Origin of the sequence: Paraglaciecola sp. (assembly GCF_039964565.1) — a bacterium.
GTDB lineage: Bacteria > Pseudomonadota > Gammaproteobacteria > Enterobacterales > Alteromonadaceae > Paraglaciecola.
Window position 1 is genome coordinate 18,844 of record NZ_JBDVXF010000003.1, and the last position, 15,054, is coordinate 33,897.

General features: G+C 41.3%; 12 protein-coding genes. 6 read left to right on the forward strand and 6 right to left on the reverse strand.

Annotation, left to right across the window (positions count from 1 at the left end; all coding sequences use genetic code 11):
• Window positions 1–30: 30 nt before the first annotated feature.
• Window positions 31–1,215, reverse strand: coding sequence for a Na+/H+ antiporter NhaA (gene nhaA / locus ABJK37_RS00670; protein ID WP_348349053.1), 1,185 nt, complete (start codon window positions 1,213–1,215; stop codon window positions 31–33).
• Between the two features lie 257 nt (window positions 1,216–1,472).
• Here nhaA and ABJK37_RS00675 point away from each other — a divergent pair, with 257 nt between their 5' ends.
• Complete coding sequence (locus ABJK37_RS00675) at window positions 1,473–2,858, forward strand: N-acetylmuramidase domain-containing protein (RefSeq protein ID WP_348349055.1); 1,386 nt, start codon at window positions 1,473–1,475, stop codon at window positions 2,856–2,858.
• An 8-nt stretch (window positions 2,859–2,866) separates the two neighbouring features.
• Window positions 2,867–3,298, forward strand: a complete 432-nt coding sequence (locus ABJK37_RS00680; protein WP_215933708.1) for a 3TM-type holin — start codon at window positions 2,867–2,869, stop codon at window positions 3,296–3,298.
• Window positions 3,299–3,392: 94 nt separating this feature from the next.
• Here the strand turns inward: ABJK37_RS00680 and ABJK37_RS00685 are convergent, their stop codons facing one another.
• A complete protein-coding gene (locus ABJK37_RS00685; RefSeq protein WP_348349058.1) occupies window positions 3,393–5,573 on the reverse strand; it encodes an acylase in 2,181 nt (726 codons plus the stop codon).
• A 203-nt stretch (window positions 5,574–5,776) separates the two neighbouring features.
• Between ABJK37_RS00685 and ABJK37_RS00690 the strand changes: the two genes are divergently transcribed.
• Together ABJK37_RS00690 and ABJK37_RS00695 are read left to right on the forward strand one after the other, a co-directional pair.
• Window positions 5,777–7,381, forward strand: coding sequence for an ABC-F family ATPase (locus ABJK37_RS00690; RefSeq protein ID WP_348349060.1), 1,605 nt, complete (start codon window positions 5,777–5,779; stop codon window positions 7,379–7,381).
• Between the two features lie 64 nt (window positions 7,382–7,445).
• Complete coding sequence (locus tag ABJK37_RS00695) at window positions 7,446–8,120, forward strand: nitroreductase family protein (RefSeq protein ID WP_348349062.1); 675 nt, start codon at window positions 7,446–7,448, stop codon at window positions 8,118–8,120.
• Between the two features lie 244 nt (window positions 8,121–8,364).
• Here ABJK37_RS00695 and ABJK37_RS00700 read toward each other — a convergent pair whose 3' ends face one another.
• Window positions 8,365–9,138, reverse strand: a complete 774-nt coding sequence (locus ABJK37_RS00700) for a transporter substrate-binding domain-containing protein (RefSeq protein ID WP_348349064.1) — start codon at window positions 9,136–9,138, stop codon at window positions 8,365–8,367.
• A 126-nt stretch (window positions 9,139–9,264) separates the two neighbouring features.
• Here ABJK37_RS00700 and ABJK37_RS00705 point away from each other — a divergent pair, with 126 nt between their 5' ends.
• Together ABJK37_RS00705 and ABJK37_RS00710 are read left to right on the forward strand one after the other, a co-directional pair.
• A complete protein-coding gene (locus ABJK37_RS00705; RefSeq protein ID WP_348349066.1) occupies window positions 9,265–9,969 on the forward strand; it encodes a heparin lyase I family protein in 705 nt (234 codons plus the stop codon).
• Between the two features lie 101 nt (window positions 9,970–10,070).
• On the forward strand, window positions 10,071–10,889 hold the full coding sequence (locus ABJK37_RS00710; RefSeq protein ID WP_348349068.1) for a sugar phosphate isomerase/epimerase: 819 nt from the start codon (window positions 10,071–10,073) through the stop codon (window positions 10,887–10,889).
• A 14-nt stretch (window positions 10,890–10,903) separates the two neighbouring features.
• On the opposite strand, the gene ABJK37_RS00715 is transcribed toward ABJK37_RS00710, so the two are convergent.
• From ABJK37_RS00715 to ABJK37_RS00725, 3 genes are all read right to left on the reverse strand, one after another.
• The gene (locus ABJK37_RS00715) at window positions 10,904–11,596 is read right to left on the reverse strand and encodes a pirin family protein (protein WP_348349070.1); all 693 of its coding nucleotides are present in this window, start codon (window positions 11,594–11,596) and stop codon (window positions 10,904–10,906) included.
• A gap of 117 nt (window positions 11,597–11,713) precedes the next feature.
• A complete protein-coding gene (locus ABJK37_RS00720; RefSeq protein ID WP_348349072.1) occupies window positions 11,714–13,264 on the reverse strand; it encodes a DUF418 domain-containing protein in 1,551 nt (516 codons plus the stop codon).
• A 115-nt stretch (window positions 13,265–13,379) separates the two neighbouring features.
• Complete coding sequence (locus ABJK37_RS00725) at window positions 13,380–14,717, reverse strand: gluconate:H+ symporter (protein ID WP_348349074.1); 1,338 nt, start codon at window positions 14,715–14,717, stop codon at window positions 13,380–13,382.
• Window positions 14,718–15,054: the final 337 nt, after the last annotated feature.

The window sequence follows — 15,054 nt, forward strand, 5'->3', positions numbered from 1 at the left end:
ACATCGTGCTTTGGTACATTATAATCTGGGTTATTCAGATTTCTGACTACCCACTTTTGAAAGTATCAACGCTCCGATAAAGGCCGACAGCAGTGACCCAACCAATACCCCCACTTTCACACTCACTTGGTACGCGAGTGGTTGTTCTTCAAACGCAAGCGAACCAATAAACAGACTCATTGTAAAACCAATACCACACAACAGAGTCACGCCATATAGCTGTGCCCAGGTAGCGTGTTCTGGTAACTTGGCCAATCCAGATTTTACAGTTAACCAACAGATCCCAAAAATTCCCACTTGTTTACCAACAAATAGCCCAGCCGCTATGCCCAAAGTAATTGGATTAAATATATGCTCCAAACTCGCCCCCCAAAATGACACTCCAGCATTAGCAAAGGCAAAAATAGGTAAAACGAAAAAGCCGACCCAATGATGTAGTTTGTGTTCCATGTGTTCGAGCATAGGGTGACCATCTTCATTTTTGACTGTCATTGGGATAAACCAAGCTAGAGCAAACCCCGCTAAAGTGGCGTGTACACCAGATTTTAGCACGGCCGCCCAAACCACCACTCCCACTAACACGTAAGCCGCTTGGGTACGTATTTTAAAGCGATTTAAAGCAAACAACACGACTAGGCCCGAAACGGCTACTATCAATGAGGTGGCCGACAAATCTTGTGAGTAAAACAAAGCGATAATAACAATCGCCCCGATATCATCGAATATAGCCACGCTAAGTAAGAATAATTTCAAACTTAATGGCAAGTATTTACCAAATATTGTGAACACACCGACAGCAAAAGCGATATCAGTTGCTGAGGGAATAGCCCAACCACGGATCGCCACTGGATCGTCAGCATTGAACCAAACGTAAATTAATGCAGGAAAAGCGATCCCTGCTATGGCCGCTACGGCTGGTAGGGTGATTTGAGCGGGCGAGGATAAATTACCGGCGAAAATTTCACGTTTAATCTCTAGACCTACCAAAAAAAAGAAAATAGCCATTAAACCATCGTTGACCCACAAAATAAGTGGCTTAGCGATTTCAAATGCGCCAAAACGTATGCTTACTGGAACTTCCAATAAACCGTTGTAAAAACCGTGTAGGGGGCTGTTTGCCATTATCATGGCTATGACTGCAGCGAAAACTAAAACAAATCCGCTTGCAGCTTCGTGCTGAAAGAATTTCTGGATGAGGCTTGGTTGTTTTTGCATAGATGCTCCTTTAAAAACGTGAAAACTGACAATGTTTAAGATTGAAATTGACTGAATATCAGTACGTTTCAAAACGTGTACGAGTTCAATACCTCAGTAAACAAACTAGGTTAATACTACCTAATATTTGTGGCATTTTTACGATTATCTGCTAATTCTTAGAAACAATATCTGAACAATAATTAAACAATGGAACATGACATGATGTTGTGCAATATTTTTGCTCCCTTGCTAGAAGGACTAAAAGGAATAGGTCTATGTTAGGTGCAGTTTCGACTTCACTACTCAATGTTCGTAGTATGCCAACCTCCAGTGGCGCTATTTTGGGACAGCTAACAGAAGGTATGGTAATCAAAGGCGAAGGGCCTTTTGATAATTGGCTGCAACTTAATTACAAGGATTCTTTTGGTTTTGTATCAGCCCACTACCTCAAACCAGTTAACGACTTAGCTAGACTCACAGGTACAGTTAACACTAATAGATTAAACGTACGTCAAGCCCCCTCTTCTAGCGCGCAACACTTAGCCACAATTAGCCGCGGCGCTTCAATAAAAACTTTAGCTTTTTTAGACGATTGGCTAGAAATCGAATTTAACGGTGAGACCGCCTATGTTGCAGCCCAATATGTGGATTTGGTTTATGTATCCAAAGGATATTACGCCAAAGTCAGTGCAGATATTCTCAATGTCCGCAGTGCCCCCTATTCTAGCGCTAGCTTATTTGGTCAGCTTAATTTTGGCGCGCAAATTTGGGTAGAAGGGCAACAACTAAGCTGGAGTCAAATCCGCTTTAATGGCAACCGCGGCTACGTGGCGACTCGATACCTTACAGCGGTCGATGTTGATAATAGCAACAACCAACAACTAGACCCTATCCCATTAGCTGAACATGAAAACGACACTGCCATCCCGATTGCAGAATTAGGTCAAGAACTATCTCGCCTCACTCCGAACACTATCCTGACAGTAACCGGTTCCAATGAACAACGTAATGCCGCAACGACATGGAACCGATGGGGTGCGTTATTAACTGACTTGAGCGAAAAGAAACAATTAGACGTGGCCTGTGCTTTAGCAGTGCTTTGTGTTGAGAGTTCTGGCAAAGGATTCGAACAAAACAACAGTGATCGCATGATCATCCGTTTTGAAAACCATAAGTTTTGGAAATTTTGGGGTAAACATCATCCGCAACAGTATCGACAACATTTCAGATACAGTACCGACAAAGTGTGGCGAGGTCACGAATGGCGCAGAGAGCCCAGCGGTGAATGGCGTACTTTCCACGGCTTACAAGTCAATGAATGGCAGGTGTTTGAATTTGCTAGGCAGCTAGATGAAAAAGCCGCCATATTATCAATTAGCATGGGAGCACCACAAATTATGGGCTTTCATTACGAGCGTATTGGCTATCAATCAGCAATTGAAATGTTTACTGCCTTTGCTGGCAGTATCCAAGGCCAAGTTAACGGACTATTCGATTTTTTCTCACCAAGAATGCTGCAATACCTAAAAGATCTCGCCTTTGAAGATTTTGCTGGCATGTACAACGGCAGCGGTCAGAAAAAAGTCTATGGCGACAAAATACAGCAACATTATGAGGCATTTAAAAAGATGATGCCTAACTCAGAACAAAACCATTCCTAGGAGGGAATATGAACGTTTTTTCTTTTATCAGCAATATCTTTGAGCCCGCCGTAAAGTTAATAGATGAAATACATACCAGTGACGAAGAAAAACTTAAACTCCAAGCACAAATTAAAGCGGTGGAGAATGAACTACTATCCAAAGTCATTGACTACGAAAGTAAACTACTAGAAAGCAAAACGGCTATTATTACAGCCGAAGCAACCGGTCAGTCGTGGATGCAGCGTAATTGGCGACCTATCACTATGCTAACGTTTTTAGCTTTAGTGGTTTTTGATAGTTTCGGATGGTTGCCTAATCCGCTAGCAGGTGACGCTTGGACGTTGTTACAGATAGGGTTGGGTGGTTATGTCGCGGGCCGTTCAGCAGAAAAAATGACGCAACAGTATTTACAAGCGCGTCCCGCGGACAAAAAAGGTAATGATATGGCTAAGGGTTAGTCCTAACCCTAAATCTCCAAAAGGCAATTCAACTAGACTCAGGATAAATAAGCTATCCTGAGTCTAATCGTTTAACAATTGACTGTTATCCCAATTACTTTCGACTGCCTGGTGTGTATCTTTCCACAGCGCGCTTAAGCACATCCTCTTTATAAAACGCCACGTCTTTGAATTCCCTGTCAGCATAACGCTGAGCTTGGTCATAAAAATGTGGAGATTTAGGATCGCCACTTTGGCCACCTGCCAATAGCGATTTTGCAGTAACTTTGTCTCCAAACTCGACAACAGCTACAAAACTATTCCCTCTGTAACCATAGAGTTTTTTACTGCCATTCACACTGCGAGCCCCAAAAGCCGCTAATGCCCCCCATCTCCCCGATGCGAGTCCAATTGGAATACTCGGTTTTTGATCATCAACGGGCAAGTTGATATCACCTGTCAGCCTTTGTAGTCGATTGATGTCACCCCAAGGGGTATTCCATGTTCCAAAGTCGGTGATTAATTTTGCTACTGCCTGTTCAAAAATGCTTAACCTTTCTGAACGTAATGAGTTGGTACCAAAATGTTCGATGGTTTGCATCATGCTTTTACCTTGAGGCCGAGTGCCATCCCTTAAATATTGCATGCCATAATAATGGGCAAGCGACATAGCAACCGAGTCCAATGCAACGCGGTAATCCCATTGGCGTAACTGATTAATCGGCTCTTCTAACTCCCTTGGAGGATTCCTTGATGAGTCGTAGGCTTCAATAAGACCGCTTAATAGGGTTTTAAATCCCGGTAAATAGGGGTCGTAAGCGACTTCGATTAACTTGTCCAAGGTAAAGTTGGACTCACCAGATAATACCTGTACTGCGTGAATGCCTCTAAAATTTTCGGGATCTGGAGCCATATAGGTTGGATAGTCTTCTGCCTTGGGGCTAAATTCAGCGGCTGCAGTGAAAGGCGTTGAGTTGGCATTTTGAATCCAGCCATTAGCAGGATTAAGAATACTGATTGTTTCATCTACTGTGTGGAGGCCTTTCCAGTCGGTGTTTTTAATCGACCCATTAACAGCTGATGAATAGTCAAAACTTGGATCTCGCTTAGGAATAAAATTTCCGTGATAGTAGGCGATGTTACCGTCAGCATCAGCATACACTGTATTGTTTGAAGAATTAGTGCGCATATTCATCATGGTACGAAATCCCTCATGACTTGAGGTTTTGGTTCGAATAAATGACTGCTGCAATGCCCTAACAGGATCCCAATTAATCCGTGTTGTCACCCATTGTCCATTTTCCATATGCGTAACTGGCCCATGATGGGTATGAAAAGTAGGAAATGTTTTATACTTAAAGGTGTCGCCATCACGATATCTCAAAGAGACAACTGACTTTTTGACTGCTAACTCGTCTCCATCATATAAGTAAAATAAGTCATTACCGCGCTCAACAATAGTTTCAAGATATTCATCCATAAAATCCACGTAGGTTGAGGTATGCATCCATCCATTTTTTTCATTAAATCCCTGATAAACAAAAAACTGCCCCCATGTCACGGCGCCATAGGCATTCAAACCTTCTTCGCTGACAACATGCACTTCTGGTCGAAAGTAAAACGAGGTATGCGGATTGATGAGCAACATGGCATTGCCCGATTGGGTTAACTTGCCTGCTATCGCAAAACCGTTAGAGCCACTGGGCTCTGCCATGACTACATCTTGGGTTTCGGGGTTATTGGTCTTACTACCATAAAAAGCCCTTATACCTGATATCGAAATTTGTTCAATATCACCACCAATCGAGCCTTCAGAGAAAAACATCGGCATCCATGGTTCAAATTTGGTTATTAACGCAGGCTTCACATTTGGGTGTGTTGCCAGATAATAATTGAGACCATCTGCAAAGGCTTCACATAAAGCTTTAAGTGATTCCGGTGAATCTTCGTAAATTAATTTTGCTTGTTTAATGGTCATAAACAAGCGAGCTCGCAGATCGCTATATAACGCTTTTTCACCTTCAACTTCTGCCAGCCTGCCCATAGCCCAAATGTAATTCCGTTCCACTCGTTTAAAGTCGTCTTCTGCTTGTGCATATAACAACCCGAATACGGCATCGGCATCTGACTTACCGTAAATATGCGGCACACCAAAATCGTCACGAATAATTTCTACCCGTTGTGCTCGCGCAGTTAAACGGTCGATTTCACTGATAGGAGGCACAGAGGCACATGCACTGATAAAAAGTGTCAGCAAAACAACGATAAGTAATTTGAAATCAAAGCGAATAAGCATAAATAATCCGTTAAAAATTAGCAGGCCTAATAATGCTACCAAGCAGATTATAAGAAGTACAATGATACTAAGCTGATTAAAAAAACATCAGCCAGACTCGACTTTGGGAGTTGATTTCCGTATGATGCGCGGCCTTTGTTTGTCGAGTGTTAGCGCGCTTGTTAAGCATATCGATTAATTTTCATTTTCTGGACGACCTACTTTTGATTTCTACTGCAAATATCACCATGCAATTTGGCGCTGAGCCTTTGTTTGAAAACATCTCGGCTAAATTTGGGCATGGCAACCGCTATGGACTAATTGGTGCTAATGGCTGTGGAAAATCCACATTTATGAAAATTCTAAGTGGTGACCTTGTGCCAAGCGCTGGCAATGTTTCTATTACACCTGGCGAAAAAGTGGGCACGCTAAGTCAAGATCAATTTGCTTTTGAAGAATATACAGTGGTCGACACCGTTATTATGGGTGATGTGAATCTGTGGAAGATCAAAAAAGAGCGTGATGCGATTTACTCCAAGCCTGAAATGAGCGAAGCAGATGGCATGCACGTGGCAGAACTTGAAACCCAATTTGCAGAAATGGATGGTTACACGGCAGAATCTAGAGCCGGCGAAATACTATTACAAGCCGGTATTGCCGAGCACTATCATTTTGGTTTAATGTCACAAGTTGCTCCCGGATGGAAATTACGGGTGCTGTTAGCGCAAGCTTTGTTTTCTAATCCAGATATTTTGTTACTCGATGAGCCCACCAACAACCTTGATATCTATACCATCAATTGGTTAGGTGAAGTGCTAAACGAAAGAAAATGCACCATGATTATTATTTCCCATGATAGGCACTTTTTAAATTCAGTGTGTACTCATATGGCAGATATAGATTACGGTGAATTGCGTATTTATCCTGGTAACTATGAAGCTTACCAGGCAGCTTCGTCGTTAATTCAAGAGCAATTACTCACAGAAAATGCCAAGAAAAGTGCTGAAATTGATGAGTTACAAGCCTTTGTAAATCGTTTCTCCGCCAACGCATCAAAAGCGAAACAAGCGTCATCCCGCGCGAAGAAAATGGAAAAAATCACCTTAGACGAAGTGAAATCTTCCAGTCGACGCACACCTAGAATAGTACTTAAACAGCATAAAAAATTACATCGCCAAGCGTTAATTCTTGAACATATGACTCATGGTTTTGATGAACAACCACTTTTTAATGACGCCAACTTAATTCTAGAAGCTGGCGCAAAGTTGGCGATAATCGGAGAAAATGGCGTAGGAAAAACCACCTTTCTACGATGCTTGATTAATGATTTGCAAGCTACCAGCGGCGTAGTTAAATGGTCTGAGAATGCCAGTATTGGGTATTGCCCACAAGATAGTACCGCCGACTTCGACACTGACCTCACCTTGTTTGACTGGATGTCACAATGGCGAACCCCAAAACATGACGATTTAGCAGTTCGCGCACTATTGGGCAGCTTATTATTCAGCGCCGACGATTTTAATAAAAAAGCTAAGGTATGCTCGGGTGGGGAAAAAAACCGTTTATTATTTGGCAAATTAATGATGTCAGATATCAATGTGTTAATAATGGACGAACCAACTAACCACATGGATATGGAAGCCATTGAAGCATTAAACAACGCTCTCGAAAAGTTTGATGGCACGCTAATTTTTGTGAGCCACGATAGGGAGTTTGTTTCCTCTTTGGCTAAACGAGTCATTGAAATTAATGATCATAATGTTATTAATTTTCTAGGCACTTATGATGAATATTTGGCGAGCCGAGAGGCTGCTCAGAAAGTGGCCTAACCTTAAACTCTGGAAAAACCTAGTTCAATAAAATACAGTGAACAAAAAACAACAAGAGACCGCCATGCAACAACATGATGCTTTACCACTCACTGATTTTATTGAATACCCAGCAGCAGAAATGTTGGAGCGATCTCAGCAATTTTATGCTGACATAAAACGTCGCCATAGTATCCGCAATTTTAGTGATCGCCCTGTTGACAAACGCATTATCGAAAATTGCATCAAAGCAGCAGGCACAGCGCCAAATGGTGCAAATCATCAACCTTGGCATTTTGTGGCGATTCATTCTCAAGAGATTAAGGCTCAGGTGCGACAGCAGGCAGAAGCCCATGAACAAGGCTTTTACCAAGGTCGAGGTGGTGATGAATGGTTAGACGCCTTAAAACCCTTGGGTACTGATGCAAACAAACCCTATCTAGAACACGCACCATGGTTAATCGCTATTTTTAGTCAAAAGAACACTGAACTGGAAGATGGCAATAAACAAACCAATTATTACGTACACGAATCTGTAGGCATTGCGACTGGGTTTCTTATCAACGCTTTGCACCATAGTGGCTTAGTTACCCTTACTCATACACCTAAACCCATGAGTTTTTTGTCGAAAATATGTGACCGTCCAGATAACGAACGACCCTATATGTTATTGATTGTGGGTTACCCCGCTGAAGATGCCACTGTGCCTCAACATGCTTTGAATAAAAAAGATTTAGGTTCGATCGCTAGTTTTATGTAGATAACCTGAGCTCGGGTTAAGACGTGCCGCGCCCTATGAAATAAACCTAATAAAAACAATAGGTTACAATCTTACTATTTATCTAGCCGCCATTTTAATGCATCCAGTGCTGATATTATTGTGTTTATCAAGGCGAGCTTGTGAAGCAATAGCCAGCTATTGAGAGCAAGTTCAACGAAGATAGGCGCAATAATGGTATGGCTTATCGCGAGTTCAGGTTAGATAGCCTGAGGGCAGCTAATTATTATCTTGGTAAACTATCGTTGTAGAAGTGATATCCATCACTGTATTTCATATCATACTTTTGCAGTAGGCTATCGTATTCTGGCGTATCAAAATAGTTAAGCAGTTCTCGATTAAATGCTTTACGTAATTTGGGATCGTGAATTGCTGCACCGTAACGGGTTGATGTAAATAGATTATGTACCTGCATTTTTTCCATTTGACTTACGCCTGTTATCAACTTTGCAAAGTATTTGAAAATGTTGATATCCAAAACCGCCACATCCGCTCTACCAGTTAATAATAATTCAACTTGTCTACGTTGTTCTGGCAGCTCTAAATATAATGGGCGTTGTTTTGTGGCTTTCGCAAACGCCGAACCTAATACTCTGTTTGCATTCTGAAAAGCAACGATTACCAAAGGTTGAAGATCTTGAAACTCGCCCAGTTTAATGGATTTATCCTTTAAACTAACCGCTACATTTTGGTAAGTTACGTAAGGTAGACTTAATATTTCGGCTTTGACTCCACCTTTCTCGGATTGCGTTAGTCCGATATCTGCGTTGACTTGTTTCATGGTCTCGTAGGTACGACCGTAAGGCACATATAACATTGAAATGTTATGACCCAGTTTGCCTAAAACATCTCGCATCAGGTCTACTTCAAAACCAGAATCTTGCTCAGGAATGACGTAAGGAGGCTTTGCCAAACCGGCAACCAAAACTAACTCTTTAGCCTTAAGATCCTGAACTAGAAGAATTAAGAAGACAAAACAAGATTTCATTACTGAATTCAAACGAGTTAACTCCGAGCCAAATAAACGATTGCTATAAGTAAAATCAAATATTTCACACCTAAGGGCTATAGTGTACCCTTTCCTACCTTATTATTATCAAGTTTGTTGACATTGGGGCTTTTAAAATTGCTAAAGATTTTGCTGTTATTGTTATTGCCTTTATGTGCCAGCGCTTGTCCTAACTGGCAGCCTACTATAAACGACAACCAAGCTCTTGGGTGGGACTACCAGCTAAACCCTCATAACATTTCTATAGTTAAAGACCCTATCAATAACCTATCTCAAGTCATCAAACTGGTCCTTTCTCCAGACTCAACTTGGCCAAACGGTCACACTAGAACTGAAGTCAAACACAATGGATGTGCTACCAACGAAGGTGACAGTACATTTTTTTCATGGGAATTTTTATTAGATAATCCGATAAAAACAAGCAATGACATGGCTTATTGGGAAACAGACAACAGCTACCTGCAAAGCATGGGATTTTATCTTACCCCTAATCGACATAACAACAAAATCAGCACTGAACTCACTTTTTTTAGCAGCTTACCTAAACGCAAAATACATTGGCAAGATACAGTCACTATCGGCGAATGGAATAAAATCGCAATGGCCATTACATGGTCGGAATCACAGAAAAGTGGACGTATCAGTGTATGGTATAACAACCGAGCAATACTCACCGAATTGCAAGTAAAAACCAAACCTGATACTAATAAATTGTTCGTACAACTTGGCTTACATCGAAACCAAGCGGAACGTGTCATTGACAATATATATTTGCGAAACATCAAAGAAACAGCCAATTTATCAACTCTGTTAAAAAGGTAACGCACTTTAACTTTACGACAGTTTTTTAGGTCCTATTTGCCTCATATTTTAACAAGTAAAAACGTGCCACTTAGTGAAACGTTTTTTTACGGAAACAATGAATGAACCTCAATTTTCATAAATCTTTTTGGGAAGCACCTTGCAACAGCGAGAAAGCGCTCAATGAATTAGTCAAACGTAGTAGTGACGATAATTATAAAGGTACCGAGTTATTTTTACCTTTCTTCGAATTTGATGCAGAGTTGACGCTTAAAATCCATGCCAAATTTGACCTTAATATTATAACGGGAATAGCCACTGAAGGTGACAACGTTCAGGCGCATTTGAATAGTATGAATGCCCAAGTTGCTCGCGCAATCGAGTTTTCACCGGTTCTGATTAATTCACATACAGGAAGGGATATATTCAGCTTAGACGATAATTTACGACTTTTTGAAAACGCCTTAGAACTCGAACACAAACATAAGGTTATGATCGCCCATGAGACCCATCGATTCAGACCTACATTTAGTACATTCGATACTGAAAAAATACTCAAAGCCCTGCCAGAGTTAAAACTAAATTTGGATATTAGCCATTGGATGGTGGTGCACGAATCTGACCTAAGTGATCAAATGTCTCGCTTAGAGTCTATTTTTGCACATGTGCATCATATACACGCTCGAGTAGGTTTTGAAGAAGGGCCACAGGTTACTGACCCTCAAGACAAAATTTGGGCAAGCCACTTAGAAAACCATGTGAACCTATGGCAAAAAGTGATTGATTTGGCAAAAAGCAGGGTCCAAAAAAACTTCACTATTACCCCAGAATTCGGCCCATTTCCCTATGCACATGTACAGCCCAATTCCCAGCAACCTTTGACCGATGTATGGACGGCCAATAATTTTATGCAACAACACTTAAAAACAATGCTGATTTAAAACCGTTTGAACTGCTAAGGCAGTTCAAAAACCAAAGCTTTAAGTACCTCTTCTCCTACTGACCTAAAAACAAGCTTTGCTTCATCAGTAATTTTTAATCCGTCACCGGGAGACATTTCAACGCCATTAACCATGAGGCGACCACTTACTAGTTGCACATATTGGTTTGGCAACAAAGTGGTTAAATCGGTTTGTTGCCCTTCATTCAAAATCAATTGATGTAAGTGCATCTCTTGCTTGATCTGCAAAGTACCGTTTACTCCTGTTGGGCTAATAATGTGTGTCATGCCTTCACCTTGCCCAAAGGCTTTTTGCTGATAACCTGGAGCTCGCCCTTTTACATTAGGCTCAATCCAAATCTGTAAAAACTTCAGTGGTGATTGGTCTGAATAGTTGAATTCGCTATGCATAATGCCGCTGCCGGCTGACATTAGTTGGAACTCACCGGCGGGTAAAGTTTTGATGTTTCCCTGGCTATCTTTATGGGCGATATTGCCTTCGAGCACATAACTGATAATTTCCATATCTCGATGACCATGAGTACCAAAGCCTTTACTAGGCTCGATAATATCTTCATTGATCACTCTGAGTTTTGAAAAACCCATATGCTCAGGATCATAATACTCTGCGAAAGAGAAACTATGCCGGCTCTTTAGCCAACCATGATCTGCGTTACCACGCTGTGAAGATTTTCGTAAAACTAACATAATACTTTCCGGTTATAATTTGATGAGGAAAGTCTATATGCGTTACCTGAGAAAAAATAACGCAATGTTTAGCTTAGAATGTTCTAATTTTTAGAACATTCTAAGCTAAAGTAACTGTTAGTTAGGCAATACCTTAAAAGGCTGGCGGGTTTTATAGGTCAAAGAACGCCACAACCATTCCAAAGGCCCAAACTGGTAACGCTTTAACCACCAGCTAGACAGTAGAATTTGTATAATAACTATCACTAATACAATTAACATTTGCGAAGTACGAGAAACGTCACCGTACAAGCCACCAGCATAGCCATAAAACAAACTAGATAATATAACTGATTGCATGATGTAATTAGTTAACGCCATACGTCCCATGGGTGCTAATTTGGCTAGCATTTTTTGCCATTTAGATGAGTCGAGCAATCTAATTAAGAGCCCAAGATAACCCGCAGCCATAAAGTACTGGCCACCATTAAAAAGGATATTACCAACAGCCTGCATAGGCATAATATGCTCAACCGCTGGATGCCCCAAAATCACTAAACCCGCTACAGTGACAAATATTCCTACACCTAAACCAATTCTGGCCATATAACCAAAGAGCCTAGGATGTTGGCTGTGATCTTTAATTGCACCCGAAACAACTAACCAATATCCAAGTAAAAATATCGGTAATAACAACGTCAGTGCAAATACTGGTGTAAACATTAACCAAACAATCAATGCCTCGGATCTAAACACTGTCGCCTGCCAATAACTACCCTCTTTGAGGGCTGTTATCTCTTCCAACTGCTTCTCATCACTTTCTTGTTGAGAGTCAAAAATCTGCTGTGCTTGTTGTTGTGGTGTGGGTTCTTCTTCTTGGGATTCAGAAACGTCTTGTGCAACAGTATCTAAGTTGGATTGTGAAGATTTATCATCAGAAGACTCTACTAACGCATCCTCTGCTTCATCTGCACTACCTGACCCTTCAGGTAACAACTCTGTTACTTTGTCAGCTTCAACTTCTAGCTGTGAAACTAATGTCGAAACCTCCTGAGATTCTTGCCATTGTTCATGAAGCGATTGGCGGTCAAATGACACCCCAAAAACAACACCTACTAAACAAGTAATCAGCATTGGGATGGTTAACCACCATAGCGCTAATCTTAGAATTGATTTGGGGTTATTAAATTTCTGAAAACGTGGTTTACGCAATAGATAGATAAAAGCCAACATGAGCAGCCCAGAAATAGCATAGTCATGCAAAATATCACCCTGCCAAATAAACACCGCGTGTATTAATCCAATCACAAAAAGTACTAACATTCTGCGGACAAACCACGCGCCGAATGGCCTGTCTTTGCGCATGGCTTGGGTCAACATCACCGCAAACCCCATTCCAAACAGCAGGGCAAAAAGTTTATAAAATTTGCCTTCAACAAAACACCTAATAAGCCAACCAATTGCATGGTCAACCCCAGTTAAGTCAGGATTAAAGCTACCAAGGTTAGAAATGGGCCGTCCAAACCACTCTATATTCATCAATAAAATACCAATCAGAGCGAAGCCTCGTAAAATATCTAAGGCGTTAATCCTTTTTTCAGGTGCTACTGGCGCAAGAAGTGGAGCTGGAGCAGTTATTTGTGAAGGTGGAGCTATGTCATGTTGTTCAGGAAGATCCTTGTCTGACATCATGTTTCCTTATATTTGAATATTCAATTAGAGTAAGCCGACCTTAATAGATTGTCTAGATAACAATGTTACAGGCTGTGTATGGCAATGCCAAATTCCCTAAACTAGCCGTCAATTAGAGAAACATGGATATCAACAAACAACTGGTTAATCCTGTCAACGAAATCAGCGTTGTCATTACAGTCCAACTCTTTAACGTATCTTTTTCGTTCATTCCTAAATAACGACTTACTAGCCAAAAGCCTGAATCGTTAACGTGAGAAAGAATGGTTGCGCCTGACGAAATCGCCACCACCAATAAACCTAAAGTAGCAGCAGACAAAGGTTGCAATTCTATAATCGGTGAAATTAAGCCCGCAGCGGTAATCATGGCAACAGTAGCCGAGCCTTGGGCAATGCGCGTCACTGCAGCAATTAGGAATCCTAAAAGAAGTACTGAAAATTGCGCCTCGATAAATACAGAGGCCAACATTTGACCTACTCCTGAATCTATCAAGACTTGTTTGAACGCTCCTCCAGCTCCGGTAATCAGAATAACCACTCCTGCAGGTTCTAATCCTTTATTGGCGATATTGAGCAATGACTGTCTACTTATATTGCATTTAGTATGGGCCACTATCATTGCCAATAAAGTCGCAATGGTTAAAGCAACAAACGGATGCCCTAGAAAATCGAATATGACTAATAATTGATTACCACGTGGCACAACAAAAGGCATAGTTGTGTCTAACATAATTAACAACAGCGGTAATATGATAATAGAGGCCACCCAAGCAAAACTGGGTGACCCGTCAACACTAAGTTTGCCAGGTGTTTGATAAGCACTAGGTACTGCCACCATTATTTTTTTCGCAATATACTTCCCGAATAAAGGCCCAGCTATAATCATCGCAGGGATCCCTGTTATTGCCCCAAATAAGATAACCCAACCTAGGTCAGCTTTCACCAATTCGGCCACAGCAATAGGACCAGGTGTAGGTGGGATGAAGCTATGGGTGATGGCCAATCCAGCTAAAAGTGGCATCGCATAATATAAAAGTGAGCGTCCAGAACGATTCGCTAAACCATACAACAAGGGGGCCAAAATAATAAATGCCACATCAAAAAATACTGGTATAGCAACAATGAATCCGGTTACACCTAAACTCCATTGCACCTTTTGCGGCCCAAACGAACGGACTAGACTTCCTGCAATTTGTTCGACACCGCCAGAGCTTTCCAATATCTGACCTAGAATTGCTCCAAGCCCCACCACTACTGCTACAAACCCTAAGGTGCCTCCCATCCCACTTTGAATAGAGTTGATCACTTTTTCTGGTGGCAAGCCTGCCCCCAGTCCAACCAATAAACTGCTTATTAATAGAGCCAAAAACGCAGGTATACGAACTATGATAATTAGAAAAAGTAATAGGGCTATTCCTGCCCCAGCTACAAAAATTAAGCCAATATCCATAATGATTTCCAGCCGTTAGTAGGTGTTGTGCACACTAACAGCTATCGAACCATTTAGTTGCGAATGCATAACATCCAGTTGTGTTTTCGTTGTTAATCCCACTCTAGATAAAAGCACGAATAGTTACAACGGTTAAATTGGTTAGGGTAACAAGCTCTGACTGCCGAAGCATTCATACCAACTCATCTTATCAATTAGTCGCTGGTGTTCTCCCTTTGGGCGAGGTTTAAAAGCACCTACTCTGCGTTGCTCGAACTTACAATAGAATAACTATTGCTTCATTCGAACGCCTTGATTAGGTGATTTTAAACCTCGCTGAGCGATCAATTGTTAGGAT

Coding starts and splice junctions, on each gene's coding strand:
- nhaA (WP_348349053.1), bottom strand. CDS start 1,215: ATGCAAAAACAACCAAGCCTCATCCAGAAATTCTTTCAGCACGAAGCT.
- ABJK37_RS00675 (WP_348349055.1), top strand. CDS start 1,473: ATGTTAGGTGCAGTTTCGACTTCACTACTCAATGTTCGTAGTATGCCA.
- ABJK37_RS00680 (WP_215933708.1), top strand. CDS start 2,867: ATGAACGTTTTTTCTTTTATCAGCAATATCTTTGAGCCCGCCGTAAAG.
- ABJK37_RS00685 (WP_348349058.1), bottom strand. CDS start 5,573: ATGCTTATTCGCTTTGATTTCAAATTACTTATCGTTGTTTTGCTGACA.
- ABJK37_RS00695 (WP_348349062.1), top strand. CDS start 7,446: ATGCAACAACATGATGCTTTACCACTCACTGATTTTATTGAATACCCA.
- ABJK37_RS00710 (WP_348349068.1), top strand. CDS start 10,071: ATGAACCTCAATTTTCATAAATCTTTTTGGGAAGCACCTTGCAACAGC.
- ABJK37_RS00715 (WP_348349070.1), bottom strand. CDS start 11,596: ATGTTAGTTTTACGAAAATCTTCACAGCGTGGTAACGCAGATCATGGT.
- ABJK37_RS00720 (WP_348349072.1), bottom strand. CDS start 13,264: ATGTCAGACAAGGATCTTCCTGAACAACATGACATAGCTCCACCTTCA.
- ABJK37_RS00725 (WP_348349074.1), bottom strand. CDS start 14,717: ATGGATATTGGCTTAATTTTTGTAGCTGGGGCAGGAATAGCCCTATTA.